This is a genomic window from Bradyrhizobium sp. UFLA05-89 (genome assembly GCF_059803475.1).
Genome location: NZ_JBANBA010000001.1, coordinates 249,606 through 275,844, shown reverse-complemented (window position 1 = coordinate 275,844; position 26,239 = coordinate 249,606). Strand labels below are relative to the sequence as shown.

Below are 26,239 nucleotides of genomic sequence, written 5' to 3'. Positions count from 1 at the left end.
GAAACAGCGATAGACCTCCGAACTTCCGCCCCACCTATCAAGGCGCAACCTAGGACACGTTTCGTTGTTCAGGACGAAGAGGGCAGAATTCGGAACAAGCGGATGCGCAAGATTCCCGAGCACGGCGGCAGTCCAACACGAGTGGCCGCAGGTCAGAGGATTTTTCAGACTTCGGGGCTTGATCTACGTCAAAGGGCTCGAGTCTCGGCCACTTAGCCTTCCAATAGTATCTGAAGCATTTTTCCCAAGAACGGAGTAAGAAGATGCTGAAGCGCCTTCTGATTGCTCTGGCCTTGCTAGCATCTCCACCGGCTCTTCATTCCCAGGCGGTAGCGGAAGACGTTGCAGCATCGCCAACAATCCAAGAGGAAATCTGGGCGCTCCCCTTCCCACTTCCTATGCTTGCCTTCGTGGTAAGGCCGATCGGCGATGGCCCATTTCCTCTTGTGATCATGAATCACGGAATTGCGCTCGGCCTTCAGGAACGGACTATGTTCCCGACTATCGAGTACCGCGCGGCTGCGCGGTGGTTCGCGAGCCGCGGCTATTTTGTCATATCACCGGTGAGATACGGAGCCAGTAGCCTGGATGACAAAGATCAGGGGCTCTATGGAGCGGTCTTTGCGCACGTTGGCACCTGCAACAACCCTAACTTCAAAGGCCCGGGACTTGCCATCGCCACCATGAATGAGTGGGTCATCGACTACATGAGCAAGAAGAAATTCATTCAGCCCGGCAAGGTTGTCGTCGTGGGTCAGTCTGGCGGTGGATGGGGGTCGATGGCTCTCGCGAGCCTCAACCCATCGTCAGTTCAAGCTGTCATTACCTTTGCGGCAGGACGCGGAGGCAGAGTAGATGGCAAACCGAACAACAACTGTGCTCCCGACGAACTCGTCGCAACGACAAGCGAGTTCGGTCAGTCGGCGCGAGTACCGATGCTATGGATATACACGGAGAACGACACCTATTTCGGGCCAGAGCTGACGAAGCGGATGCATGATGCTTTCGTAGCGGCGGGAGGAAACGCCGAATATCATGTGCTGCCAGCATTCGGAGGCGACGGCCACTTCATGATCGATTCCCCCGACGCAGTACCCATCTGGTCTCCGCTGGTAAGCCAATTTCTTGAGAAGCATTCAGCAACCAGCAGCGCGCAGCAACAAATGGGCGGCTCCCGTTCTGGTGCGGAGTTACAAGCAAAAGCTCCCAGGGTGCGCCTACCTCAAACGATTCAATACTTGGCTTGGAGAAAGCTCTGTTTCAATTCCAGTGATGGGACTGCGATCTGCCGTACGACATCGACCGGCACCGACGATCTTGGTCAGGTCGTGGCCAGAGTCGATCTGATCCGGCGCGCTGACGGCGCTGCTCGCATGCAACTTTTCGTTCCACAAGGGGCGAACCTGCAAAAGGGCGTCAAAGTCAGCGTGGATCAGGGACCCCCGACTCAGTTTCCTTTCAATTGGTGCCTGACTAACATCTGCATTGCAGCCGCCCCCGTTAACTCTAATCTCATCGCGAAGCTCGACTCCGGAAAGCAACTGAAGCTCGAACTTGCGGACCTGAACTCCTCATCCATCGCGTTGACGCTATCGCTTGATCAATTTGGCACCGTTCGGAAGGGAGCACCCGCGGAGACATTTGACTTCGGCATGGATCAGGAATGAGCCGTTTTCCGGTGTTTCAAAGAAAGCGTTAGAGCCCGCCATGCGCAGTGTCGTCGGTTCGCGTCAGCCCGCGACATAGGCGGGCAACAGCGCAACCGCGATGACGTTCCAAGCAAGCCATGCGACGGGATACGGTTACCTTGGTTCTTGATGTACCCCGTCCCTCGTGGGGCCTATTAAAAGCACGGTTCGGCATCGGATCGGCTCCAGTCAGATACGAGCATTGTTAGTGGCGGGCTCGCGCAGACGGTTGACCTGAATCAATCTTCCAAAAGAGACGGAAGGTATGATTTGCAGTCGAACGCCCGGTGTTGCGTCCGATTGAGGCTCGCGAGCCAAGATGAAGATTACAGCCGTCTTTCCTTCTCAGGGCCGCGACCTGCGTCTTGATTTGCTGCGAGGAGTGGCAAATTGGGCGATTTTTCTCAATCACATGCCGAATAACGTGGTCAACTGGATCACCACGCGCAACTACGGCTTCAGCGATGGGGCCGATCTATTCGTGTTCATATCAGGATACACGGCAGCGCTAGTCTTTGGCCGCATGATGCGAGACCATGGGTTTGTCGTCGGTGCGACGCAGCTATGGAGGCGGGTTTGGCAACTCTACGTCGCGCATGTCATGGTGTTTGTGCTCTACGTCGCGACGGTCGGATATGTCGCTTATCGCTTTCAATTTGACACCCTTGTCCATCAATTCAATGTGGCAAGACTGGGCGACAGACCTTTCGCGATGCTGATACAAGGCCTCCTGTTGCGGTTCAAGCCGGTCAACCTCGACGTCCTACCTCTCTACATCGTATTGATGGCGCTGTTTCCGTTGGTGCTATGGATCATGCTGCGACGCCCTGGTCTCACGCTACTAGCGTCGTTCTTGCTCTATCTCGCGGCCCGTCATTTCGGCTGGAACCTTGCCGCCTATCCCGAAGGCCATTGGTTCTTCAATCCCCTCTGCTGGCAGTTCCTGTTCTGTCTGGGCGCGTGGACTGCACTCGGTGGAGGCACAGAAATCCGACCTTTCCTCATTTCACGGTGGGTCGTGAGTTTGGGCATCGGCTATCTGGTTTTTGCCCTCATCCTAACGCTGGCGGCTTCCGTCGAAAGCATCAGGCAGATCGTTCCAGACTGGATGTTTGATGCCTTCAATCCGAACGACAAGACAAATCTTGCGCCTTACCGAGCCGTGCATTTCGTTGTGATCGCATTGCTCGTGATCCGCTTCATGCCAATGGATTGGAAGGGGCTGAAGAGCCCCATTTGCGATCCGCTCATCAAATGCGGCCAACAGTCCCTGCGGGTGTTCTGCGTCGGCATATTTCTCTCGTTCCTCGGCTTTTTCGTGCTGACGACTAGCTCAGGAACGTTACTTGCTCAAATTCTGATAAGCGTCGTTGGGATCGGAATTCTATGCGCCCTGGCGTACTACGGCGACTGGTCGAAAAAGGTCGACAAGATCATCAAGCGGCCACGCAAGGAAGCACCCATCGCGGCCAAGTCGGGTGCGAGAATGGTGGTTTGAACGTAACCGTCGGTTCTATGCCGCGTGTGCACACCGAGCCTGAAGCAACTTCTCAAGCGGACATCGGGAGCAAAATCGTGATAGATTGCTCAGTCTGCCAGCGATCTCACGCGCAACCTCGAACGCGGCCGCCCGGAGATCATCGCGGATGCGCGTGGATACGCGGAGCCGATCCCGGATTGCGCTTCGCTCCATCCGGGCTACTGCACGACCTCAGATCCTCCGTCCCGCCTCGTCCCAATAGGGATCGCGCAGACGGCGCTTGAAGATCTTTCCGGAATCTTCGCGCGGCAGCTCCGTGCGGATCTCGATGTGCTTCGGCACCTTGTAGTCGGCGAGCTGGGCCTTGAGCCGGGTGCGGATAGAGCCCTCATCGAGCGTGATGCCGGCTTGCGGCTCGACCACCGCCATCAGCGCCTCACCGAATTCGGCGTCGGGGATGCCAAACACGGCGCAATCGTGCACGCCGGGAACAGCGTGCAGCACGGACTCGATCTCGGCCGGATAGATGTTGACGCCGCCCGAGATCACCATGTCGCGCTTGCGGTCGCAGATGAAGACGTAGCCGTCCGCGTCGATATAGCCGACGTCACCCGAGGTGATGAAGCCGTCGCGATCGATCTCCGTGCGCTTCTCGGGCTTGTTGTGATAGGTGAAATCCGCCGTCTCGCGCATGCGCGAATAGATTTCTCCGATCTCGCCCACATCAAGCACGCGGCCGTCTTCGCCCAGGAAGCGCAGCTCGGCGCCAGGCGAGATTTTGCCGACCGTGCCGGGTTTCCTCAGCGCGTCATCTGACGTCGCGAAGGTCACGGCGCCGGATTCGGTCGAGCCGTAGAATTCGTAGATCACCGGCCCCCACCACTCGATCATCGCGCGTTTGACGTCGGGCGGACAGGGCGCGGCGGCGTGGATCACGTGGCGCAGCGAGGAGATGTCGTACTTTTGGCGTACCTCGACCGGCAGCTTCATCAGGCGGATGAACATGGTCGGCACCATGAAGATGGTGTCGATGCGATAACGTTCGATCAGTGCCAGAAACTCTTCCGGCTCGAAGCGCGGCATCAGCACAAGAGCACCGCCGAGCCTTCCTGCGCGGATGCCGAACGAGTTCGGCGCGGAATGATAGAGCGGTCCCGGCAAAAGCGCGCGCGAACCGGGTTTCAGGCCATAGATCATCGCGCGCATGCGATCGCCCGCAGCCATCTGTTCCGGTGTAGGCGCACTGCGCCGCACGCCCTTGGGATGGCCCGTCGTGCCCGAGGTGTAGATCATGTTCATCGGCTGCGGCACGACGGGGCCGTCATAGGGCTGAAATTGTGCGAGCCACAAATCGAAATCGATGGCGGAGTCCGGTATTGCCAGATGACCGGGATCGATCTTGTAGGTCTTCAGGATTTCCGGCGGCGTCGGCACGCTGAGCACGGTGATGCCTTCAGGAATAGCATCGTGCAAGGCGTGCAGCATGTCGGCATGCGCGATCAAAACGCGCGTGCCGGAGTCTTGCAGGATGTAGTTAATCTCGTCCGGCTTGAAGTGCCAGTTGATCGGCACGCCGTAGGCACCTAGCCGCATCGCGGCGTAGGCAGCTTCCAGGAAGGCGATGTCGTTGCGCATGAGCATGCAGACGCAATCGCCTTGTCTGACGCCGATCCCGGCGAGCCCGCTTGCGATGCGATCGGCACGGTCGGCGACTTCCGCATGGCTGCGGTGGCGTTCGCCGGAGGCGAGGCCGAGGAAGAGTTGGGACGTTTCGCTCATTTTTGCTTTTCTTCGTTGACCGGCGACAGGTCGGTTATTTCGTCATCACCGGGCTTGTCCCGGTGATCCACGACCTTGCTTCGTCGCCTTCGACCAACAACGTGGATGGCCGGGACAAGCCCGGCCATGACGAAGAGTTCATCAATCCGCGAACTTCGGCGCGCGCTTTTCCATGTTGGCGCGAACGGCTTCGGTCTGGTTCGCACTACCGATCAGCTTTTGCTGCTCGACGGATTCGGCAAGCAGCGCGGGAGCCGGATCGACCGAGAGATTGTTCAGCATGCGCTTTGCGGCGCGGATCGCATCGGGGCTCTTGCCGGCGATCTCGCGCGCCACCTCGAGCGCGACAGCACGTGGGTCATCGCAGATACGCGTCGCGAGGCCGTAGGACATCGCCTCCTGCGCCGAGAAGATGCGGCCCGTATAGGTGAGCTCGCGCAGGATGTCGTCGCGCACGAGGCTTGCCAGGATCGGCGTGCCCGCCATGTCGGGCACGAGGCCCCATTTGATCTCCATGATCGACATCCGCGCATCGGGTGCGACGAAGCGCATGTCGGCGCCGAGCGCGAGCTGGAAGCCGCCACCGAAGGCGACGCCGTGCACGGCGGCGATCACGGGCACCGCAAGTTGACGCCAGCCCCACACCGCCTGCTGCGCAAAATTCGCCTTGCCGTGCGTGCGCACGGTGAGATCACGATTTTCGCCACCCGGAATTCCATTGCCGCCCTTCTCCTTCATCGCGGCAAAACGACCCATGTCGAGGCCGGCGCAGAACGCCCGCCCCTCGCCGGACAGCACGACGACGCGCACGCCTTTTTCCTTGGAAAGCCGGTCGGTTGCGTCGACCAATGCCTGAAACATCGCCTGATCGAGCGCATTCATCTTGTCCGCCCGCACCAGGCGAACGTCGGCGACGCCTTCCGAAACCGAGATCGACACGCGCTCTTCCATCGACGGATTCTCCCCTGTTCTTGATCGGTCGCGGCTTTACAGGACGGCGGCGGCCAGATTTAGTCAATCGACCAATTAACTCAAAATCCATCGAGGGGAACCGCCATGTTCAAGGAAAATCTTCTGGCCGGCCGGCGCATCCTTGTGACCGGTGGCGGCACCGGTCTCGGCAAGTCGATGGCGGCGCGCTTTCTCCAGCTCGGCGCCGAGGTGCACATCTGCGGCCGGCGCAAGATCGTGTGCGACGAGACCGCGACTGAGCTGATGGACCTCTACGGCGGCCGCGTCACCAGCCATGGCGTCGACATCCGCAACGCGCTCGCGGTCGAGGAGATGATCGAGAACATCTTTCGCGAGGGCGCGCTGACCGACCTCATCAACAACGCCGCCGGAAATTTCATCTCGCGCACGGAAGAGCTCTCGCCGCGCGGCTTCGACGCAGTCGCCAACATCGTCATGCACGGCACGTTCTACGTGACGCATGCCGTCGGCAAGCGCTGGATCGCCGCGAAGCAGCCGGGCAACGTGGTGTCGATCACCGTGACCTGGGTGCGCAACGGCTCGCCCTACGTGGTGCCGTCAGCGATGAGCAAGTCCGCGATCCACGCCATGACGATGTCGCTTGCGACCGAATGGGGCCGCCACGGCATCCGGCTGAACACGATTGCGCCGGGCGAAATTCCAACCGAAGGCATGAGCAAGCGCATCAAGCCGGGCGACGAGGCCGGCGCGCGCACCAAAGCGATGAACCCGATGGGCCGCGTCGGCAGCATGGAGGAATTGCAGAATCTCGCCGTGTTCCTGATCTCCGGCGGCTGCGACTGGATCAACGGCGAGACCATCGCCATGGACGGCGGGCAGGCGCTGGCCATGGGCGGCAATTTCTACCAGCTCCGCGACTGGAGCGACGACGACTGGAAAGCGGCGCGGGAGTCCATCATGGCGCAGAACGAGAAGGACCGGGCTGCGAGGGGCTAGGTCTCGTGCCCCGGACGCAACGCAGCGCGGGGCGCTTGCGGCGTGATGCGTTGCAGAGCCGGGGCCCAGCCTGCTCGCACGTGCGCGAAAGTGTGGGTCCCGGCTCTGCGCAGCAGCGCATCGGACGAAGCTTCGCTTCGCCGGGAGAGCGCTGCAGCGCGTCCGGGACACGAAACCGAAGCTCCCCTCCCCCGTATTGTCTTTACCTGCGGATGACGCCACACTCCGCGGCATAAAAACAAGACGCCACGGGAGAGACATGTCCACATCACAGCCATTGGCGAACCTCGCCGAGATGGTGCGCGAGCGCGCGAAGAGCCGCGGCAACGCCACCGCCTATGAGTTCGAGGGACGCCTCACCAGCTTTACCGAATTCGACGTCAAGACGAACAAGGTCGCCAATGCGCTTCTCGCGATGGGCGTCAGGCATGGCGACCGCATCGCCTATCTCGGCAAGAACAGCGACGTCTACTTCGAGCTTTTGATGGGTGCGATGAAAGCCGGCGTGGTGATGGCGCCGGTGAACTGGCGGCTCGCGGGGCCGGAAGTTACGTTCATCGTGGAGGACTGCAAGGCGCCGGTGTTGTTCGTCGGGCCTGAGTTCATCGCGCTGGCGCGCCAGATCAGGGACAAGCTGCCGAACGTGCGCAGCGTGATCACCACCGAAGGCGGCGCGCCGGAATGGCCCGATTTCACCGCCTGGCGCGATGCGCAAGAAGGCAACGACCCGAACGTACCGATCAACGCGAAGGACATTGCGATCCAGCTCTATACGTCCGGCACCACCGGCAAGCCGAAGGGCGCGATGCTGTCGCATGCGAACTTCCTCAATCTCGTTCAGACCGGAAATGCCCAGGACAAGCCTGAGTGGAACAGGTGGTCGACCGACGACGTGTCGCTGGTCGCGATGCCGATCTTCCACATCGGCGGCTCAGGCTGGGGTGTGATGGGACTCTATCATGGCGCCCGCGGCGTGATCGCGCGCGAGTTCGATCCGACAAAGGTGCTCGACTTCTTCGAGCTGTCGGGCATCACGAAACTCTTCATGGTGCCGGCGGCAATGCAGTTCGTGGTGCGCCAGCCGCGCGCAAAAACGGTCGATTTCTCGCGCCTGAAATACATGCTCTATGGCGCCTCACCGATCCCGGCGGCGCTGCTGAAGGAATGCATCGAGGTCTTCAAGTGCGGATTCGTGCAGATGTACGGCATGACCGAGACGACGGGCACGATCGTCGCGCTGCCGCCGGAGGATCATGTCGAGGGGCTGGAGCGGATGCGCTCCGCCGGCAAGGCGCTGCCGGGCGTCGAGATCGCGATCCTTGATGCCAATGGCAAGCCGCTGCCGCCGCGCCAGGTCGGCGAGATCGCGACACGCTCGGGCTCCAACATGGCGGGCTACTGGAACTTGCCGGAGGCAACCGCCGCGACGCTTCGCGCCGACGGCTGGCTGCGCACCGGTGATGCCGGCTACCAGGACGAGGACGGCTACCTCTACATCCATGACCGCATCAAGGACATGATCATCTCCGGCGGCGAGAACATCTATCCGGCCGAGGTCGAGAGCGCGCTGTGCGACCACCCCGATGTGGCAGAAGCCGCCGTGATCGGCGTGCCCGACGACAAATGGGGCGAGGCGGTGAAGGCGATCGTGGTGATGAAGCCCGGTAAGGAGGCCAGCGCCACCGACATCATCAATTTCACCCGCGAACGGATCGCCGGTTTCAAGACCCCGAAGAGCGTGGAGTTCATCCCCGCGCTGCCGCGTAATCCGTCAGGCAAGATTTTGCGGCGACAGTTGCGCGAGCCGTATTGGGCGGGCAAGGATCGAAGGGTGAATTGATTCTCGCTCGTCGTCTCGGGGCGCGCGCAGATTCCGTAGGGTGGGCAAAGGCGCGAAGCGTCGTGCCCACCATCCCACCGCGTCTTCGGCAGAAGTGGTGGGCACGCTTCCGCCTTCGCCCTTCGAGCTACGGCGGATGAGTCGCTTTGCCCACCCTACGACTTCGCGCCTCAATGCTTCCCCGGGCCCATATACCCGAACAAAAATCCCGCCACCTTCCGCATCTGGATCTCCTCGCTCCCCTCCGTGATGCGGTAGCGTCTGTGATGCCGGTAGATATGCTCGAAGGGCTTATGGCGTGAATAGCCCATGCCGCCATGGACCTGCATGGCGCGGTCGGCGGCTTCGCAGCAAAGGCGGTTTGCCCAGTAGTTGCACATCGAGACGCGGTCGGAGAGCGTTCGCTCGATCTGCTCCTCGGTGAGCCCATCCATTTCCCACGCGGTCTTGCGGATCAACAGGCGCAGCATCTCGGCTTGGGTGGCGAGTTCGACCAGCGGGAACTGGATCGCCTGGTTCTCCGCGAGCGCCTTGCCGAAGGGCTTTCGCTCGCGCGCGTATTTGACACTTTCGTTGATGCAATAGACCGCAGCGCCGAGCGAGCTTGCGGCCTGACGGATGCGGTTCTGGTGCACGAAGCACTGCGCGAGCGACAGGCCGCGGCCGACCTCGCCGAAGAGCGCGTCCCCGGGCACGAACACGTCCGTAAAACTGACACGGGGATGGTCCGTCGGCATGTTGAAGGTCCACATGTACTCCTCGACCTTCACACCATGGCTGGTCGCCGGCACCAGGAAGCAGGTGATGCCGCGCGCATCGCCATCATTGCCTGACGTGCGCGCGAACAGCGCGCAATGGGTCGCGACGTGCATGCCGGTCGTCCACATCTTCTGGCCATTGATGATCCAGCCCTTGACGTTGTCGCGCGTCGCAGCAACGGCACGCGTCTCCATGTGGGTGGCATCCGAGCCGTGATGCGGCTCGGTCAGGCCGAAGGTGATGCGATACTTGCCTTTGATCGAGCCGTCGATCATCGCCTTCTGGTCGTCGCGACCGTAGCGGTCCAGCATGGTCACGACCGGGAAATTGCCGACGATGGAATGCTCGTTCTGAAGATCGTTGTGCAGGCCGAGACCCTTTGCGGCGAAATGTTCGCGAATGACGGCCATCCAGAGGTTGGAACCGTCCTTGCCGCCATATTGCCGGGACACCGCGAAGCGCAGATGGCCGGCGGCATCCGCGCAATCCTTCGCCCTGCGCAGCAACGCCTCCCATTCATGCCGCGGCAGGCCGCCATTCTCGAAATCGGTGCGCGCCCATTCGCGGCGATGATCGAAGAAGCGGATGTTGTCGTCGGCCTCCTCCATCGGCCTGATCTCGCGTTCGATGAAACGGTCGAGCTCTCCGAGGTAGGCGACGAGATCGGCAGGCAATGAGAAATCCACGGCAGTCTCTCCCGGAGCTATCTTGTTGTTTTGCGTTAAGGCGCTACGCGCTTTTTGCTTGCCTCGAATAAGGTGAGAAGAGCGCTGGCAAGTCAAGCAAGCCGAGAGGCGCCGGTTACGCAATGCGCGCTTGCGCAATTGGATGGTGCTGAGGTCCGGCCGCGCGTTAGTATGGCGATCAATTCCTTCCAACAGAAAATGCGGGAGCGATCATGGAGCTGAAATTTTCCAAGGTGGAACGCAAGGGTCCGCTCACCATCGTCACGCTGTCGCGGCCCGAGGTCTACAACGCGCTGCATATCGATGCGCATTTCGAGCTCAACAAGGTGTTCGACGATTTCTCGGCAGACCCTGCGCAGTGGGTTGCGATCGTTACGGGAGCCGGCGACAAGGCGTTCTGCGCCGGCAACGACCTGAAATGGCAGGCGGCGGGAGGAAAACGCGGCTGGGACAAGGGCGGCTTTGCCGGCCTCACCTCGCGCTTCGACTGCGACAAGCCGATCATCGCCGCCGTCAATGGCGTCGCGATGGGCGGCGGCTTCGAGATCGCGCTCGCCTGCGACCTGATCATCGCCTCGGAGAATGCGACCTTCGCGCTGCCCGAGCCACGCGTCGGCCTCGCCGCGCTTGCCGGCGGCCTGCATCGTCTGCCGCGGCAGATCGGATTGAAGCGCGCCATGGGCATGATCCTCACCGCGCGCCACGTCAGCGCCAAGGAGGGCCTTGAGCTCGGTTTCGTCAACGAGGTGGTGCCGCAGGGCGAAGCGCTCGCGTCAGCGTTGCGCTGGGCGGAGATGATCACCAAGAACTCGCCAATGTCGATCCGCGCGTCGAAGCAGACCATCCAGAAGGGGCTCGCCGTGTCGTTGGAACAGGCGATCGAGGAGCAGCGGGAGTACCCGGCGGTGAAGGCGATGGTGGCCTCGCAGGATTACATCGAGGGGCCGAAGGCGTTTTCCGAGAAGCGGCCGCCGAAGTGGCTGGGACGGTAGGGCTCTGCGCCTGTCATGGCGAGGGCCCTTTCACATCACCGGTGTCATGCCCCGCGAAAGCGAGGGCATCCAGTATTCCAGAGGCAGCGATATTCATAACAACTGCCGCGGCGTACTGGATCGCCCGGTCAAGCCGGGCGATGACGGCTGCGAATGGGGCTGGATCATCCACCCCTCGACAACTCCCGCTTGTACGATGCGTAATTCGGCTGATCGACGGCGAGCTTGTCCATCGTGGTCTGCCAGAGATGTTCGGCGAGCCCCGGCGTCGCAAGGTCCAGCTCGCCTTTCGCGATGCGCTCGGCGAGCGCGCGATTGAGCTCGGTCAACGCGCCGTCCATGCCGAGCAGCACGCGCAGCCGCGTCATCTCGCGCCCATCACTCCCCTCCTCCAGAGTCAACTGCCGCACAACGAGGTCGAGGGCGTTGATGGCGACGCGCAGCTTGAATGCCTGGTGGCCGGAGATCAGCGGCACGATCTCACTGCGGAGGAAATCGGCGACCGCATGGGTCAGCTCGATCGGGCTCGGCTCGTCCTGCATGCTCAGCTCCCTCGCGGCGCCAGCAGGCGCAACAGGTCGATTTCGGTCTCTGAGGCGCGGCGGCCGATCATGGCGCGCTCCATGGAATGATCGGGGCCAGCGCGAAACCGCTGCATCATGGCGCCGCACATCAATCCCCAGCGCAGCGTGCCCATCACTTCCCAGAACTTCACCCGCGCCGCATCGACCCTGCGGCCAGCAGCCTCGTAGCCGGCAAACATTTCCTCGCGTGGGCCGAAACCGCCGACCGGCTTGTCGATCTCGCCGAATCGCCAGGAGTTGACGCAGATCCAGCCGAGATCCTCCATGGGATCGCCAAGATGAGCGAGCTCCCAATCCAGCACCGCGCGCACGCCATCCGCCCCAATGATGAGGTTGCCGTTGCGGAAATCGCCGTGGACCAACGTCACCTCGTCGGACGGACCGGGATCGTGGTCACGCAGCCAGCGCAGCGCAAGTTCGAACACCGGTTTCGGCCAGTTGAAGTTGCGATAGTCGCGCTCCAACTCGTCGAGCTCCTTTCTCGCGGTCATGCGGCGAAGCTCCGGCAGCTCGGCTTGCGGCAGCTTATGCAGGCCGGCGAGGATGCCGCCGATCTGGCGCGCCAGCAGCGGGCGTGCCGCGGCGAACTCATCGTCCCGCAAGATCTTGCGGGCAATCGTCTCACCCTCAACCCGCTGCATGATGAACCCGGTGCCGAGATCGTCCTCCGCCGTCAGGACATGCAGCACGCGCGGCGACGGCACTCCCGCCTCGTATGCAAGCTGCATCAGCCTGGCCTCGGCGACGAAGCCTGCCGCTCGCGACGGCGCCACGCGATAGTCCCTCGACGCACGACGCAGGATCGCGCCAACGTTCCCATTGGGATGCAGAATGTCGAAGCGCCAGCTTTCCTGGTTGGCACCGCCGGACAGTTTTGCAGCCCCCGTGACGCCGGTTGCCCCAGGACACCAGCGCGCGACGCTACGCGAAAGCTCCGCCTCGATCATTTGCCTCTGATCATTTACCTCTGAATTTGGCCGGACGCTTCTCGAGGAAGGCGCCGACGCCCTCGCGGAAATCCTCGGTGTCACCCGCACGAAGCTGGCACTGGAATTCGAGATTGAGCTGCTCCTCGAAGGAATTTTCCGGGCTGTCCCAATAGAGCTTGCGGATCAGCGACAGCGCCACCGTCGGCCCGTTGGCAAGCTCATGCGCGAGCTTCATCGCCTCCTCCATCAGCGCGCCGTCGTCATGGACGCGGTTGACGAGGCCCCATTCCAGCGCCTTTTCCGCCGGCAGCCGCTCGCCCATCAGCGACAGCTCGATCGACCGCGCCTTGCCGACGAGGCGCGGCAACAACCAGGTCGAGCCGCAATCGGGCACGAGGCCGATGCGGCGGAAGGCTTGCAGGAAATAGGCCGATCGCGCGCATAGGATCATGTCGCCGAGCAGCGCAAAGCTCATGCCGGCGCCGGCAGCCGGACCGTTGACCGCCGTAACGATTGGACAGTGCAGATTGCGGATCCGCCGCAGGAACGGGTGAAAGCCGGTCTCGAGTGTCAGGCCGGCCTTGGTCTTCTTCGACTGATTGTTGCGGCCCTGCAAGTTCGCGCCGGTGCAGAACGCGCGCCCCGCGCCGGTCAGCACCACGCAGCGGACCTCGCTCTTCCGTTCCTCGATCTCGTCGAGCGCCTCCGTGAGCCCGCCCAGCATGTCCACCGACACGGCGTTCATGACCTCCTGGTGATCGAGCTTCAGAATGGCGACCGGCCCGTCGAAATCGAGCGCGACGTGTTTGAACTGCATGGTTTCCTCACCCCCGTTGCGGCCGCGATGTTCCGCAGACCGGAATTGCTTTTCGTCGGAGCGCATATTTGATTTTTGTCGGCGGCTTGTCCATGGTGATCGGGACATAGCGGACAATCTTGTGCGCACAGGCTGATGCGCGTCATGCCAAGAAACAGCGGGGAAACACCCATGACCATTTTCGATCTCACCGGCCGCGTCGCCGTGATCACCGGCGGCAATGGCGGTATCGGGCTCGGCATCGCGCAGGCGCTGGCCGCACAAGGCTGCAACGTCTCGATCTGGGGCCGCAACGCCGAGAAGAACAAGGCTGCCGTCGCCAGCATGGCCGGCTCGCCCGGCAAGGTCGATGCCCGCGTCTGCGACGTCACCGATCCTGCGTCAGTGAATGCGGCGATGAAGGCGACGCTCGACACGTTCGGCCGGGTCGACGGCTGCTTCGCCAATGCCGGCATCGGCGGCGGCGGACGGCGCTCCTTCATCGAACGCACCGAGGAAGAATGGAGCTCGATGTTTGCGACCAATCTCGACGGCGTGTTCCACGCCTTCCAGGCCGCGGCCAGGCACATGACCGACCGCGCCAATGCCGGCGATCCCTTCGGCCGGCTGGTTGCAACCTCGAGCCTCGCCTCGATCTTCGGCACCGCGCGTAACGAGCATTACGCCGCGACCAAGGCCGCGATCAACGCGCTGGTGCGCGCGCTCGGCGTCGAGCTGGCGCGCTACGGCGTCACCGCGAACGCGATCCTGCCGGGCTGGATCAGGAGCGACATGACCGCCGGGATCATGGCCAACGAGAAATTCGTCGCCAACGTGATGCCACGGATTCCGCAGCGGCGCTTCGGCGAGCCATCCGATTTCGGCGGCATCGCGGTGTACCTGATGAGCAAGGCATCATCCTATCACACGGCGGATACATTCGTGATCGACGGCGGCTATACCGCGTTTTGAGATTTGTAGGGTGGGTTAGCCGAAGGCGTAACCCACCATGGAATTATCCGCGTGAAAGAGATTGGTGGGTTACGCTTCGCTAACCCACCCTACAAACTGAGTCACAACAACAGGGGGAAAAGAGCAATGTTCTCGCACGTGATGATCGGCACCAACGATCTGGACAAGGCCAAGGCGTTCTACGACAAGCTGCTGGCGACACTCGAGGTGCGGCCGGCGCGGGTCGACGGCCATCGCATCTTCTACGTCACCAGGGCCGGCGTGTTCTCGGTGAGCAAGCCGATCAATGGCGAGCCTGCGACGCACGCCAATGGCGGCACCATCGGCTTTGCCTGCAATTCGCCCGAACAGGTCGAGGCCTGGCACGCGGCCGGCATCGCGGCCGGCGGGAAGACCTGCGAGAATCCTCCCGGCATTCGTGAGGGCGCGGCGGGCAAGGCTTACCTCGCCTACTTGCGCGATCCCGACGGCAACAAGATCTGCGCGATGCACCGGATGGTGTGAGCGGGCAATCGCTCCCGCCCAATCGAAGCTGTCATTCCCCGCGAAGGCGGGGAATCCAGTACGCCGCGGCCTCTCGTTGGACTCACTGATCTCACGGAGTACTGGATCGCCCGATCAAGTCGGGCGATGACGCCGGGGACTGCGGCGGGCATGGCGTTTCAAACGCTGTTTGATCTACATCGATTCAAAAAACCACGCTCGCGCTTTGACCTCGCCGCGTCTATTGTCGCGGCAATCGCGGCCCACTCAATCGGGAGGAACAAGAATGAAACACGCCTATGTGCCCCGCACCACCAACTACACGCTCAATCCCGGCGACGAGCTCAATGATCTCAGAATGTCTGACCAGGTCCGGCCGCTCTATGACCACGTGAAGAAGTTCATCCGCGAGACCGTCGAGCCGATGGCGGTGGAGTTCATCAAGCATGGCGAGAAGAAGGACGACCGCTGGAGCTTTACGCCGGGTCAGCTCGAGGTGCTGGAGAAGGCCAAGAACAAGGCCAAGGAGGAAGGCCTCTGGAACTTCTTCCTGCCCGATGACGACACCGGCCAGGGCCTGAAGAACCTCGACTACGCCTATATCGCCGTCGAGCTCGGCAAGAGCCCGCTGGCTTCGGAAACCATGAACTGCTCGGCGCCCGACACCGGCAACATGGAGGTGCTGGAGCGCGTCGGCACCAAGGCGCAGAAGGAGACGTGGCTGAAGCCGCTTTTGAACGGCGAGATCCGCTCGGCCTACGCGATGACGGAGCCGAACGTCGCTTCATCCGATGCCAAGAACATCTCGACCACTGCAAAGCTGGTCGGCGACGAATGGGTGATCAACGGCGAGAAGTATTACATCTCGGGTCTCGGCGATCCCCGCTGCAAGATCATGATCGTGATGGTCAAGACCAATCCCGATGCGCCGCCGAGCAAGCAGCAGTCGCAGATCCTGGTGCCGAAGGACACGCCCGGCGTCGAAATCCTGGGACCGATGCACGTGTTCGGCCAGGACCACGCGCCGCGCGGACACATGCATATGCGCTTCAACAATGTGCGCGTGCCCAGAGACAACATCCTGCTCGGCGAAGGCCGCGGCTTCGAGATCTCGCAGCTCCGCCTTGGACCCGGGCGTATCCATCACTGCATGCGCACCATCGGCAAGGCCGAGAAGGCGCTCGACATGATGGTGCAGCGCGGCCTCACGCGCGAGGCCTTCGGCAAGAAGATCGCCCATCTCGGTGGCAACCTTCAGATCATCGCGCAGGCGCGCTGCGAGATCGAGGCGATGCGGCTGATGGTGCTGAAGGCGGCAAAGGCCATGGACGTGCTCGGCAACAAGGAGGCGCGCGTCTGGGTCTCCATGGTCAAGGCCATGGTGCCGGAGCGCGCCTGCACCATCATCGACCAGGCGATCCAGATGCACGGCGCCACCGGCATCTCGCAATGGACGCCGCTCGCCGAGATGTACCAGGACGTTCGCCACCTGCGCTTTGCAGATGGCCCGGACGAGGTGCACTGGATGGTGGTGGGACGGCATGAGCTGAGCATGCCGTAAGCCTGTTGCTGTCGGTGGGCAAGGGCGCGCTCTTCGCGCGCCATGCCCACCATCCTTCCGCATTGGTTGACATGAGCGGTGGGCACGCTTCGCTTTGCCCACCCTACGACTACAACTCGTGGAGGGGCTTACGACGCAGCCGCCGTCTGAAGCTTGTCCTGCGTCTTGGTCTCGAAGTCGGAAGCGTCGTGACGCTCGTGCAATTGGCTTGCGGGGTCGCCGGAGACGCGGTTGACCATGCGGCCGCGCTTCACCGCCGGGCGCTTGGCGATCTGATCGGTCCAGCGCTGCACGTTCTTGTAGTCCTGCACGGACAGGAATTCGCCAGCGCCATAGACGAGCCCCTTGGCGAGCGCGCCATACCACGGCCAGACCGCGATGTCGGCGATCGTGTAGTCACCGCCCGCCAGGTACTCGCTCTCCGCAAGCCGCCGGTCGAGGACGTCGAGCTGGCGCTTGGTTTCCATCGCGAAGCGATCGATGGCGTATTCGATCTTGGTCGGCGCATAGGCGTAGAAATGACCGAAGCCGCCGCCGAGATAGGGTGCGCTGCCCATCTGCCAGAACAGCCAGGACATCGCTTCGGTACGCGTCTTGATATCTTTCGGCAGGAAAGCACCGAACTTTTCGGCAAGGTAGACCAGGATCGAGCCGGACTCGAACACGCGGATCGGCTCGGGACCGGAGCGGTCCAGCAGCGCGGGGATTTTCGAGTTCGGATTGATGGCGACGAAGCCGCTGCCGAACTGATCGCCCTTGCCGATATTGATCAGCCAGGCGTCGTATTCCGCGCCCTTGTGGCCGAGCGCAAGCAGCTCCTCCAGCATCACGGTCACCTTGACGCCATTCGGCGTGGCCAGCGAATAGAGCTGGAACGGATGCCGGCCGACCGGCAGCTCCTTGTCATGCGTCGGGCCTGCGATCGGCCGGTTGATGCTGGCAAACTGCCCGCCGCTCGGCTTATTCCAGGTCCAGACTTTGGGCGGCTCATAGGCGGGTGCGTCGGTCATGAAAAAGAGCTCCAGCGCGGAAGGGCGCGTGGGCTGTTAGCTAGCGATACCGGCGAGATTGGCAAGAGCGCCGGGTTGCATTGGCGGATGGGCGCCCTCCCCGTTTCGTCATGGCCGGGGTGCTCCGTCCGTCCGGCGCCTACACGCAAGAAGCCCATGGCGAAGCGGCTTTGCATGGTGGCGAGGCCAAGCCAGCGTTTTCGCCAAAGCAAGAGCAACGCGAAGGCGGCCGCCGGGGAGAGACAGATGAAATCGCCTATCTGCGAGATGCGGGGAATCAAGTTCCTCCTGTTCGCCTTCAGCCATTGCCGCGACGTCGTGGCCGCCGTGAGCCGCGCCGGCGATTTTGGCGTGCTGGGCGCCACCGTGCACACGCCGGCCCGCGCGGCCGCCGCGGGCAATGCGCGGGCACGCTACTTCGTCCAGAATCTTTCCGCGGAGACAGCCTGGATTGCTTCGCTTCGCTCGCAATGACGAAATAACCGACACCGTGAATTGGAAGTCATGACAGGCAAGACCAGCATCCCCCCAGACCGCGTTCCCGTCATCGTCGGCATCGGCGAGATCGTCGATCGTCCCAAGGAGATCACCGCGGGCCTCGAGCCGCTCGATCTTCTCGAACAGGCGCTCCGGCGGGCCGAAGAAGATGCTGGCGCAAGGCTGCTTGGCGAGGTGCAATCGCTCGACGTCGTCAACTTCCTGAGCTGGCGCTATCGCGATCCCGAAAAGCTGCTGGCGCGGCGGCTCGCTGTTCAACCTTCGCATTGCTACTACGGGCCGGTCGGCGGCGAGAGCCCGATCCGCTATCTGCATGAGGCGGCGCAGCGCATCGCGCGCGGCGAATGCAGTGTGGCCGCCGTCTGCGGCGCGGAGGCGCAATCGACCGCGACCAAGGCGGAACGCGCCGGAGCAAAACTGCCATGGACGCCGTTTGCGCATGACGTCGAAGAGCCGAAGCGCGGCGCAGCGTTCCAGAAGCCGCTCGCCGTGAAGCTCGGCGTGTTTCGTCCCGTCACGGTCTATCCCTTCTACGAGGCCGCATCCTCCGCGCATTGGGGGCAGACGCCGCGCGAGGCGATGGCGGAATCAGGCACGCTGTGGTCGCGCTATTCGGAGGCCGCCGCGCAAAATCCGAACGCCTGGTTGAAGCGGCGCTTTGCGCCGGCCGAGATCACGACGCCGACCGCGGACAACCGCCTGATCGCGTGGCCCTACACGAAACTCATGGTCGCCAACCCAATGGTCAACATGGGCGGCGCGCTGCTGCTCACCAGCCTTGCGAAGGCGCGCGCGGCCGGCATTGCCGAGGACCGGCTGGTCTATCCGCTCGGTGGCGCCTCGGCCGAGGAGCCGCGCGACTATCTCCTGCGCGATCAGTTCTATGAGAGCCATCCGCAGAATGCGGTGCTGAAGGCGGTGATGGATCTCGCCGGCGGTGACGGCACGCAGTTCGACGCAATCGAGCTGTATAGCTGCTTTCCTTGCGTGCCGAAGATGGCGCGGCGGACGCTGGGGCTCGGGCCCGATGTGCAGCCGACCGTGACCGGCGGCCTTACCTTCTTCGGCGCACCGCTCAATAACTACATGACCCACGCGGCCTGCGCGATGGTGCGCAAATTGCGCGGTGGCGCGAAACTCGGCCTGCTCTACGGCCAGGGCGGTTTCGTCACCAAGCACCACGGGCTCGTGCTCTCGAAAACGCCGCCGCGCGCGGCGCTGGCGCAGGCCTCGAGTGTGCAGCTTGATGCCGACCGCAACAAGCGCGCGGTGCCGGAGTTCGTGACCGAGGCCTCAGGCCCGGGCAAAGTCGAGAGCTTTACGGTACTCTACGGCCGCAATGGCAACGTCGAGCACGGCGTCGTCATGCTGCGCACGGAGGACGACCGGCGAACATTGGCGCGCATTCCGGCAAGCGACAACGCGACACTGGCGCATCTGCTGAACATGGACCGCACGCCCGTAGGATCGCTCGGCGGGATCGCGATGGCGGAAGACGGCGTGCCCGAGTGGAAGGTGAGCTAGTTCTCGTGTCCCGGACGCGGTGCTGCGCTTAGCGCTGCTCCGCAGAGCCGGGACCCAGATGGGCAACAGGCTGCGCTTTGGCAAGTGGGCCCCGGCTCAGCACCGCATCACTTCGTGCTGCGCTGCGTCCGGGGCACGAGACCACCCTAGCTCCTCGGCGCCTGCTTTTCGGACGCGGTGGCGGGCTTGCCCTTGGCGCCACCGTTCACCACCCGCACCTGGTCGCCGTCGGCGAGGCCGTCGGGCGGCGCGGTGATGACGCGGTCGTCGGGAGCCATGCCGGAGGCGATCTCGATCTCGCGGCCGAGATCGCGCGCGATGGTCACGGTCTTGAACGCCACCTTGTCGTCGGGCGTGACGGTCGCGACGCGCAGGCCGCTGCCGTTGAAGATCAGGGCGCTTGCGGGAATGCTGAGCGGCGCGGAATCACGCTGCAAGTGCAGCTTCACGCTGGCATAGCCGCCGGGCATCAGCTCGCCGCTGGAATTGTCGAGCCCGAGCTGCATGCGCGTGGTGCCCGAGGAGACGTCGACGGCCTGCGAGGAGGCTTCAACCGTCGCCGGGAAGGTCCGGTTCGGATACTCCGGCAGCGTGATACTGGCCTTGGCGCCGATCTTGATCGCCGGCACATAATTCTGCGGCACGCTGACGTAAACGCGCAGCTTGGTGATGTCTGAGATCACGAACATCGAAGGGCCCGAGCCGCCGCCCGCATTGATCAACGCGCCGACATCGGTGTCTCGTGCAGTGACGACCCCGTCGAAAGGCGCAGTAATCTTCTTGTAGCCGGCGAGCGCCTCGAGGCGCTCGACATTGGCCTGGCCCGAATTGACGGCAGCCTTCTTGTTGGAAAGATCGGCGGTGCGCTCGTCGATCTCCTGGGCGGAGACGAAGTTGGAGGCGACCAGCGTCTTGCGCCGGTTCAAGGTCGCTTCCGAGAGCCTCGCGCTCGCCTGCTGGCTGGCGAGATCCGCGCGGGCTTGCAGGAGTTGCTGGTCGAGGTCGGGCGCCTCGATCTCGGCGATCACCTGCCCTGCCTTGACGCGAGTGCCGATGTCGGCGCTCCAGCTCTTCAGATAGCCCGAGACGCGGGCGAAGATCGGCGCGCGGTAGTAGGCTTCCAGCCGGCCCGGCAGGTCGATGGTGGCGTTGAGTACCTTGGCGTTGGGTAGCGTCACCGCGACACTTGGAATGGCCTGGTCGTCAGTCCACTGCTTCAGCTTCGAGCCCTGCTCCTCGCGGGCGCGGATACCAGTGCCGACGACGAGACCCGCCGCGATCAGCGCCACGACGCCAAATATGCCCAGTTTCCGGCGCGACACCGGCGAGCGGGGTTCAGTGGACGGCATGCGGCTTCTCCGGTGAGGCAGCGGCGGCGGCCTTGGCGCCTTGTTTCTTGTGTACCATACTAAAGACCACGGGAACAAACATCAGCGTGGCGAAGGTCGCGAAGATCAGGCCGCCGATCACGGCGCGCCCGAGCGGTGCGTTCTGCTCGCCGCCCTCCCCCAGCCCCAACGCCATCGGCGCCATGCCGATGATCATGGCGAGCGCCGTCATCAGAACCGGGCGGAACCGGACAAAGCCGGCTTCCAGCGCCGCTGCGACGGGATCGCCGAGCTCTTCGTAGCGCTCGCGGGCAAACGAGATGACGAGCACGCTGTTCGCCGTCGCCACGCCCATGCACATGATGGCGCCCGTCAGCGCAGGCACCGACAGCGTCGTCTCGCTCGTGAACAGCATCCAGACGATACCAGCGAGCGCCGCCGGCAGCGCGGTGACGATCACGAACGGGTCGGACCAGGATTGGAAGTTCACGACGATCAGGAAATAGATCAGCACCACGGCCGCCAACAGGCCGAACAGCAGCCCGGCAAAGGCGCTGTTCATGGTCTGCACCTGGCCGAGCAGCACGACGGAAGACCCCTTCGGCACCTCCTTGGCGGTATCGGCGATCACCTGGCGGATATCGGTTGCAACCGCGCCGAGGTCGCGGCCTTGCGTGGTCGCAAAGATCTGCACCAGCGACTGGATGTCGTATTGCGACACCACCGCGCTCGATGTCGAGCGCTTGATGTCGGCGATGCCGCCGAGGATCGGCGACTGTGAATTTCCGGCAGCCGTGATCGGCAGCGTCTGGAGGGCACTCAGAGAATCGATCTGATACTGCGGCGTCTGCATCACGATGGAATAGGACACGCCGTTGTCGGGGTTGAGGTAGTAGGTCGGCGCGACCTGCGAGGAGCCGGCGAGGTTGACCACGAGGCTGTTGGTGACGTCGCGCTCGGTCAGGCCGACATATTGCGCGCGGGTGCGGTCGACGTCGATGTTGAAGGTCGGGTTGTTCGGCGACTGCTGGATGCGCACATCCGCCACGCCGGGAATGCGGCGAACCCTGGCAAGCAGCTTGTTGGCGTAAGCGAAGTTCGCTTCGAGATTGGCGCCACGGATCTGCAAATCGATCGGCGCCGGAGCGCCGAAGTTCAGGATCTGGCTGACGATGTCGGCCGGCAGGAAAGCGAAGCTGACGCCTGGGAACAGACGTGGCAATTGCTCGCGCAGCACACGCACATGTTCCTCGGTCGGCTTGTGACCCTCCTTCAGCTTGATCTGGATGTCGCCATCCTGCGGGCCGATCACGCCGGTGTTGTTGTAGGTCATGTTGATGCCGGAGATCGGCATGCCGATGTTGTCGGTCAGCGTCTCGATCTCACCCGGGATCAGCTTGCGAATCGCCTTCTGCACGTCGGCGAGCTGGTTGGCGGTCTCCTCGACGCGGGTGCCGACCTGGGTGCGGACATGCATCAGGATATTGCCGGCATCGACCGCGGGGAAGAAGTTGCGTCCCAGGAATGGTACCAGTGCGAATGACGCGCCGATCACGCAGAGGAAGCCGATCACGAACACCGCGCGATGCGCGAGCGCGAGCGACAGCAGGCCGCGATAGCCGCCGCGGATGCGCTCGAACCGTGCCTCGAAACCACGCTGAAACCAGACGAGCGGATTGCGCGACTTCGGCTGCGCTCCGTCGTGATGGACATGCGCCTGCAACAGATAGTTCGCCATGGTCGGCACCAGCGTGCGCGACAGGATGAATGACCAGATCATCGCGAACATCACGGCTTCGGCCATCGGCACGAACAGGAAGCGCGCGACACCGGTGAGGAAGAACATCGGCACGAACACGATGCAGATGCAGAGCAGCGAGACGAAGGCCGGCGTCACGATCTGGTTGGCGCCGTCGAGGATCGACTGCTCGACCGGCTTGCCCTGCTCCAGATGATAGTTGATGTTCTCGATCGTCACGGTGGCGTCGTCGACGAGAATACCGACCGCAAGCGCGAGACCGCCGAGCGTCATGATATTGAGCGTCTCGCCGATCGCCGAGAGCATGATGATGGCGCCGAGCACCGAGAGCGGGATCGAGACCGCGATGATCACGGTCGAGCGCCAGCTTCCGAGGAAGAGGAGAATCATCACGCTGGTCAGCAGCGCCGCGATCACGCCCTCGAAGGCGACGCCCTCGATCGCGCCGCGGACGAACACCGACTGGTCGCCGATGAAGCCGATCTTCAGCGCATCCGGCAACTGGTCCTTGACCTCGATCACTTTCTGCTTGATGCCGGAAATGATATCGAGCGTGGAGGTCGCGCCGGCCTTCAGCACCATCATCAGCACCGAACGATTGCCATCGACGTGGACGATGTTGGTCTGCGGCGGGTTGCCGTCCCTGACGGTCGCGACGTCGCGCACATAGACCATCGCGCCGTTGACGGTCCTGATCGGCAGATTGCCGAGCTCCTCCATCTTCAGGGGCGAGTTGTTGAGCTGGATGTTATACTCGAAGCTGCCGATCTTCTGGGTGCCGACCGGCGTGATCAGGTTTTGCGCAGCAAGCGCGTTGGCGACGTCCTGGCCCGACAGCCCACGCGCCTGGAGCGCGGTCGGATCGAGATCGATCTGCACCTGACGCTGCTTGCCGCCGAAGGGATAGGGAATCGCGGCGCCCGGCACGGTGACCAGCGGCGTGCGGAGCTGATTGATGCCGATATCGGCGAGGTTCTGCTCGGTGAGCCCTTCGCCCGACAGTGCCACCTGGATGATCGGCACGGTTGAGGCCGAGTAATTCAGGATCAATGGCGGCGTCGCGCCCGGCGGCATCTGCTTGAGCAGTGTCTGCGAGATCGCGGTCACTTGCGCGTTGGCGGTGCGGATGTCGACGTTCGGCTGGAAGAAGATCTTGATGATGCCGAAGCCATTGTAGGAGTTGGCGGCGATGTGCTCGATGTCGTTGACCGTCGTCGTCAGCGCGCGCTGGAAGGGCGTGGTGATGCGGCCAGCCATCTGGTCCGGCGGCAAGCCGGTGTACTGCCAGACCACGCCGATCACGGGGATGCGAATGTCCGGAAAGATGTCGGTCGGCGTTCGTAGCGCCGCGAGCGGTCCGATGATCAGAAGCAGGAGCGCGAGCACGACAAAGGTGTACGGCCGGCTCAGGGCGATGCGGACCAGAGCTATCATTCGCCAGTCAGTTCCAGGTCAAGCGAGAGATGGAATCCGCCCCCGCGGGCATTCCTCTTTCCCTTTACCCGAACCCCGTCGCAAGCGCCAACGCGAAGCAGCGCCGCAGCATTCACTTCCCTGCTACCGCACTGCGGAACAAGCATCGCAGCTATGCGCCTCGCCTGCAATGTCGTCCTGGCGAACGAAAGCCAGGGACCCACACCCCAGGGAAAAGTTGAGGAGCGAAGACGGTGATCACGAGTCTTCGCCAAACTGCTCCCTGGGTAATCGCGACGAGCCCAAGGCGCTCGCGCGGGGGTCCAGGATCTGCGCTCCGCTTGTCCAGGACGACAGCAGAGACTCGACGATCACGCCGCGCGAACGTTGGTCAGGAATTTGCTGACCTCGGTCTTCAGCCGGCTCGAATCGTTGGACAGCATCTGCGCCGCCGACAGCACTTGCGAGGAGGCCGTGCCGGTCTCGGTCGCGCCGCGCTGCACGTCGGTGATGTTGGAGGAGACCTGCTGGGTACCCTGCGCCGCCTGCTGCACGTTGCGGGCGATCTCCTGGGTCGCAGCGCCCTGCTCTTCCACCGCCGCCGCGATGGCCGAGGATATCTCGGAGAGGCGTTCGATCGTCGAGGAGATTTCCTTGATCGCGCCGACGGAGTCGTTGGTGGCGGCCTGGATGCCAGTGATCTGCTGGCCGATCTCGCCGGTCGCCTTCGCGGTCTGCTCGGCGAGCGCCTTCACTTCGGATGCCACCACCGCGAAGCCGCGGCCGGCCTCGCCCGCACGCGCCGCCTCGATGGTCGCGTTCAGCGCCAGAAGGTTGGTCTGGCCGGCGATGGTGTTGATCAGCTCGACGACGTCGCCGATGCGGGAGGCTGCCTTGGACAGCTGGCTGACGCGTTCGCTGGTGGTGCGGGCCTGGCCGACGGCGTCGCCCGCCATCCGCGCCGATTCCTGGACCTGCCGGCTGATCTCGCCAACCGATGACGCCATTTCCTCGGTGGCCGAGGCCACCGACTGCACGTTGGTGGAGGCTTCTTCCGAAGCCGCCGCGACCGTGGTCGCCATTTTCTGTGAGCGATCGGCACTCGCCGTCAGCGTCGAGGCGGAGGCTTCGAGCTGGGTGGAGGCGGACGAAACTGTCTGCACGATCTCGCCGATCATGGATTCGAATTCGCGGGTGATATTGTCGACGCGGCGACCGCGCTCGATCTTGACCTCCGCATCGCGCGCGGCGGCTTCGTCGGCCGCCTTCTTGGCGATCAGCGCTTCCTTGAACACCTGGAGCGCGTCGGCCATGGCGCCGATCTCAGTCTTCTCTCCCCGATGCGGCACTTCCGCGCTCAGGTCGCCCTTGCCGAGCGCCTGCATCGGCTCGACGATAGAATTGATGCCGCCGGAGACATCACGGATCATGTAGAAGCTGAGGCCGATACCAATGACGAGTGCGACGCCGAGAATGACGGATACCAGCATGAAGGCGGAGGCATAGCTGTCGGCGGCGTCCTGGGCAGCCTGGTCGCCACCTTTGTTGTTGAGCTCGATATCCTTTCTCAGCACCTCGTCCGATCGCTGGCCGATCTTGCCAGCGGTTTTGTTCAGCTCAAGCGCTTCGTGCGGAATCTTGCCGATATCCTTGCGCGACAGCGCCATGACATCGTCCGTACTGTTCTTGTAGTCGTCCCACAGCTTGGACCATTCGGTGTACAGTGCTCGCTCCTCCGGCGAGCTGATCATCGGCTCGTATTGCTTGCGGGACTTGGCCAGTGCCTCGATCACGTCCCCGATCGTCTTTTCTGCCGCAAGCTTTTCCTCAAGCGTCTCCGCCAACAGTTGACCACGTACCATGGCGCGGTAAGCCAGGGCGTTGGCCCGGATCTCGCCGAGCACCCGCACGCTGGGAAGCCAATTCCTGGTGATATCGGCCGTGTTGGCGTTGATCGACTGCATTTTCGTGACGGCAAGCAGACCCATGCCGGTCATCGCGGCCAGGAGAAAGGCCACGACGCTGATGATCTTGGCACGAATGGAAATTTTCGCGAGCATTGCTTCAGTCTCTCGTCTTGGACCGGGGCTTTTCGGCCACGACCGCGCGTCAGGATATAGCTGCAACCCAAAGGAGTGCGGCCGCCATCCAACACCAAAGGAACTGAGCAGATGTTAACTACGACTCCGTACGAGTACGGAACGCGAAAGAAATAAACAGAGGACTAAG

Annotated in this window: 20 protein-coding genes and 1 pseudogene; 10 read left to right on the top strand and 11 right to left on the bottom strand. The window is 62.9% G+C overall.

Annotated elements, in window-relative coordinates:
- Positions 1-263 precede the first annotated feature (263 nt).
- Both SO139_RS01215 and SO139_RS01210 read left to right on the top strand, forming a co-directional pair.
- On the top strand, positions 264-1,667 hold the full coding sequence (locus SO139_RS01215; protein WP_449379611.1) for an invasion associated locus B family protein: 1,404 nt from the start codon (positions 264-266) through the stop codon (positions 1,665-1,667).
- A 340-nt stretch (positions 1,668-2,007) separates the two neighbouring features.
- On the top strand, positions 2,008-3,186 hold the full coding sequence (locus tag SO139_RS01210; RefSeq protein WP_498539566.1) for an OpgC domain-containing protein: 1,179 nt from the start codon (positions 2,008-2,010) through the stop codon (positions 3,184-3,186).
- Positions 3,187-3,399: 213 nt separating this feature from the next.
- Here the strand turns inward: SO139_RS01210 and SO139_RS01205 are convergent, their stop codons facing one another.
- The 3 genes from SO139_RS01205 to SO139_RS01195 are packed head-to-tail and all read right to left on the bottom strand — an operon-like array spanning position 3,400 to position 5,898.
- Positions 3,400-4,947, bottom strand: a complete 1,548-nt coding sequence (locus SO139_RS01205; RefSeq protein ID WP_498539565.1) for an acyl-CoA synthetase — start codon at positions 4,945-4,947, stop codon at positions 3,400-3,402.
- Positions 4,944-5,075, bottom strand: coding sequence for a hypothetical protein (locus SO139_RS01200; RefSeq protein WP_449379614.1), 132 nt, complete (start codon positions 5,073-5,075; stop codon positions 4,944-4,946). The genes SO139_RS01205 and SO139_RS01200 overlap by 4 nt, the downstream gene beginning before the upstream one ends.
- A 13-nt stretch (positions 5,076-5,088) precedes the next feature.
- Positions 5,089-5,898, bottom strand: coding sequence for a crotonase/enoyl-CoA hydratase family protein (locus SO139_RS01195; RefSeq protein WP_449379615.1), 810 nt, complete (start codon positions 5,896-5,898; stop codon positions 5,089-5,091).
- Positions 5,899-6,003: 105 nt separating this feature from the next.
- On the opposite strand from SO139_RS01195, the gene SO139_RS01190 reads away from it, so the two are divergent.
- Both SO139_RS01190 and SO139_RS01185 read left to right on the top strand, forming a co-directional pair.
- Positions 6,004-6,876, top strand: coding sequence for an SDR family oxidoreductase (locus SO139_RS01190; protein ID WP_449379616.1), 873 nt, complete (start codon positions 6,004-6,006; stop codon positions 6,874-6,876).
- 259 nt (positions 6,877-7,135) lie between these two features.
- Positions 7,136-8,716 carry a fatty acid--CoA ligase gene (locus SO139_RS01185; protein WP_449379617.1) on the top strand — a complete coding sequence of 527 codons (1,581 nt, stop codon included), beginning with the start codon at positions 7,136-7,138 and terminating at the stop codon, positions 8,714-8,716.
- A 170-nt stretch (positions 8,717-8,886) separates the two neighbouring features.
- On the opposite strand, the gene SO139_RS01180 is transcribed toward SO139_RS01185, so the two are convergent.
- Entirely contained in the window at positions 8,887-10,161 is a 1,275-nt protein-coding gene (locus SO139_RS01180) for an acyl-CoA dehydrogenase family protein (protein WP_449379618.1), read from the bottom strand.
- A gap of 212 nt (positions 10,162-10,373) precedes the next feature.
- Here SO139_RS01180 and SO139_RS01175 point away from each other — a divergent pair, with 212 nt between their 5' ends.
- Positions 10,374-11,153: an enoyl-CoA hydratase-related protein gene (locus tag SO139_RS01175; RefSeq protein ID WP_449379619.1), complete on the top strand. Its 780-nt coding sequence runs from the start codon at positions 10,374-10,376 to the stop codon at positions 11,151-11,153.
- A gap of 164 nt (positions 11,154-11,317) precedes the next feature.
- Here SO139_RS01175 and SO139_RS01170 read toward each other — a convergent pair whose 3' ends face one another.
- The 3 genes from SO139_RS01170 to SO139_RS01160 are packed head-to-tail and all read right to left on the bottom strand — an operon-like array spanning position 11,318 to position 13,483.
- Positions 11,318-11,695, bottom strand: coding sequence for a DUF6285 domain-containing protein (locus SO139_RS01170; RefSeq protein WP_449379620.1), 378 nt, complete (start codon positions 11,693-11,695; stop codon positions 11,318-11,320).
- A gap of 2 nt (positions 11,696-11,697) precedes the next feature.
- On the bottom strand, positions 11,698-12,684 hold the full coding sequence (locus SO139_RS01165; RefSeq protein ID WP_449379621.1) for a phosphotransferase family protein: 987 nt from the start codon (positions 12,682-12,684) through the stop codon (positions 11,698-11,700).
- Positions 12,685-12,694: 10 nt separating this feature from the next.
- Complete coding sequence (locus SO139_RS01160; protein ID WP_498539564.1) at positions 12,695-13,483, bottom strand: enoyl-CoA hydratase/isomerase; 789 nt, start codon at positions 13,481-13,483, stop codon at positions 12,695-12,697.
- Positions 13,484-13,654: 171 nt separating this feature from the next.
- On the opposite strand from SO139_RS01160, the gene SO139_RS01155 reads away from it, so the two are divergent.
- From SO139_RS01155 to SO139_RS01145, 3 genes are all read left to right on the top strand, one after another.
- Positions 13,655-14,434: an SDR family NAD(P)-dependent oxidoreductase gene (locus SO139_RS01155; RefSeq protein WP_449379623.1), complete on the top strand. Its 780-nt coding sequence runs from the start codon at positions 13,655-13,657 to the stop codon at positions 14,432-14,434.
- Positions 14,435-14,560: 126 nt separating this feature from the next.
- Positions 14,561-14,938 carry a VOC family protein gene (locus SO139_RS01150; RefSeq protein WP_449379624.1) on the top strand — a complete coding sequence of 126 codons (378 nt, stop codon included), beginning with the start codon at positions 14,561-14,563 and terminating at the stop codon, positions 14,936-14,938.
- A gap of 265 nt (positions 14,939-15,203) precedes the next feature.
- Positions 15,204-16,478, top strand: a complete 1,275-nt coding sequence (locus SO139_RS01145; protein WP_449379625.1) for an acyl-CoA dehydrogenase family protein — start codon at positions 15,204-15,206, stop codon at positions 16,476-16,478.
- A gap of 128 nt (positions 16,479-16,606) precedes the next feature.
- On the opposite strand, the gene yghU is transcribed toward SO139_RS01145, so the two are convergent.
- Positions 16,607-17,488: a glutathione-dependent disulfide-bond oxidoreductase gene (gene yghU / locus SO139_RS01140; RefSeq protein WP_449379626.1), complete on the bottom strand. Its 882-nt coding sequence runs from the start codon at positions 17,486-17,488 to the stop codon at positions 16,607-16,609.
- Between the two features lie 246 nt (positions 17,489-17,734).
- Between yghU and SO139_RS01135 the strand changes: the two are divergent.
- Together SO139_RS01135 and SO139_RS01130 are read left to right on the top strand one after the other, a co-directional pair.
- Positions 17,735-17,866: pseudogene (locus SO139_RS01135) on the top strand (nitronate monooxygenase); the annotation flags it as partial.
- 126 nt (positions 17,867-17,992) lie between these two features.
- Positions 17,993-19,510: an acetyl-CoA acetyltransferase gene (locus tag SO139_RS01130; RefSeq protein ID WP_498539563.1), complete on the top strand. Its 1,518-nt coding sequence runs from the start codon at positions 17,993-17,995 to the stop codon at positions 19,508-19,510.
- Between the two features lie 146 nt (positions 19,511-19,656).
- Here SO139_RS01130 and SO139_RS01125 read toward each other — a convergent pair whose 3' ends face one another.
- The 3 genes from SO139_RS01125 to SO139_RS01115 all read right to left on the bottom strand — a co-directional run bounded on the left by SO139_RS01125 (position 19,657) and on the right by SO139_RS01115 (position 26,070).
- Positions 19,657-20,859, bottom strand: coding sequence for an efflux RND transporter periplasmic adaptor subunit (locus tag SO139_RS01125; protein WP_449383978.1), 1,203 nt, complete (start codon positions 20,857-20,859; stop codon positions 19,657-19,659).
- A complete protein-coding gene (locus tag SO139_RS01120) occupies positions 20,846-24,031 on the bottom strand; it encodes an efflux RND transporter permease subunit (protein WP_498539562.1) in 3,186 nt (1,061 codons plus the stop codon). Before SO139_RS01120 ends, SO139_RS01125 begins: the two co-directional genes overlap by 14 nt.
- Before the next feature lie 350 nt (positions 24,032-24,381).
- The gene (locus tag SO139_RS01115; RefSeq protein WP_498539561.1) at positions 24,382-26,070 is read right to left on the bottom strand and encodes a methyl-accepting chemotaxis protein; all 1,689 of its coding nucleotides are present in this window, start codon (positions 26,068-26,070) and stop codon (positions 24,382-24,384) included.
- Positions 26,071-26,239 lie beyond the last annotated feature (169 nt).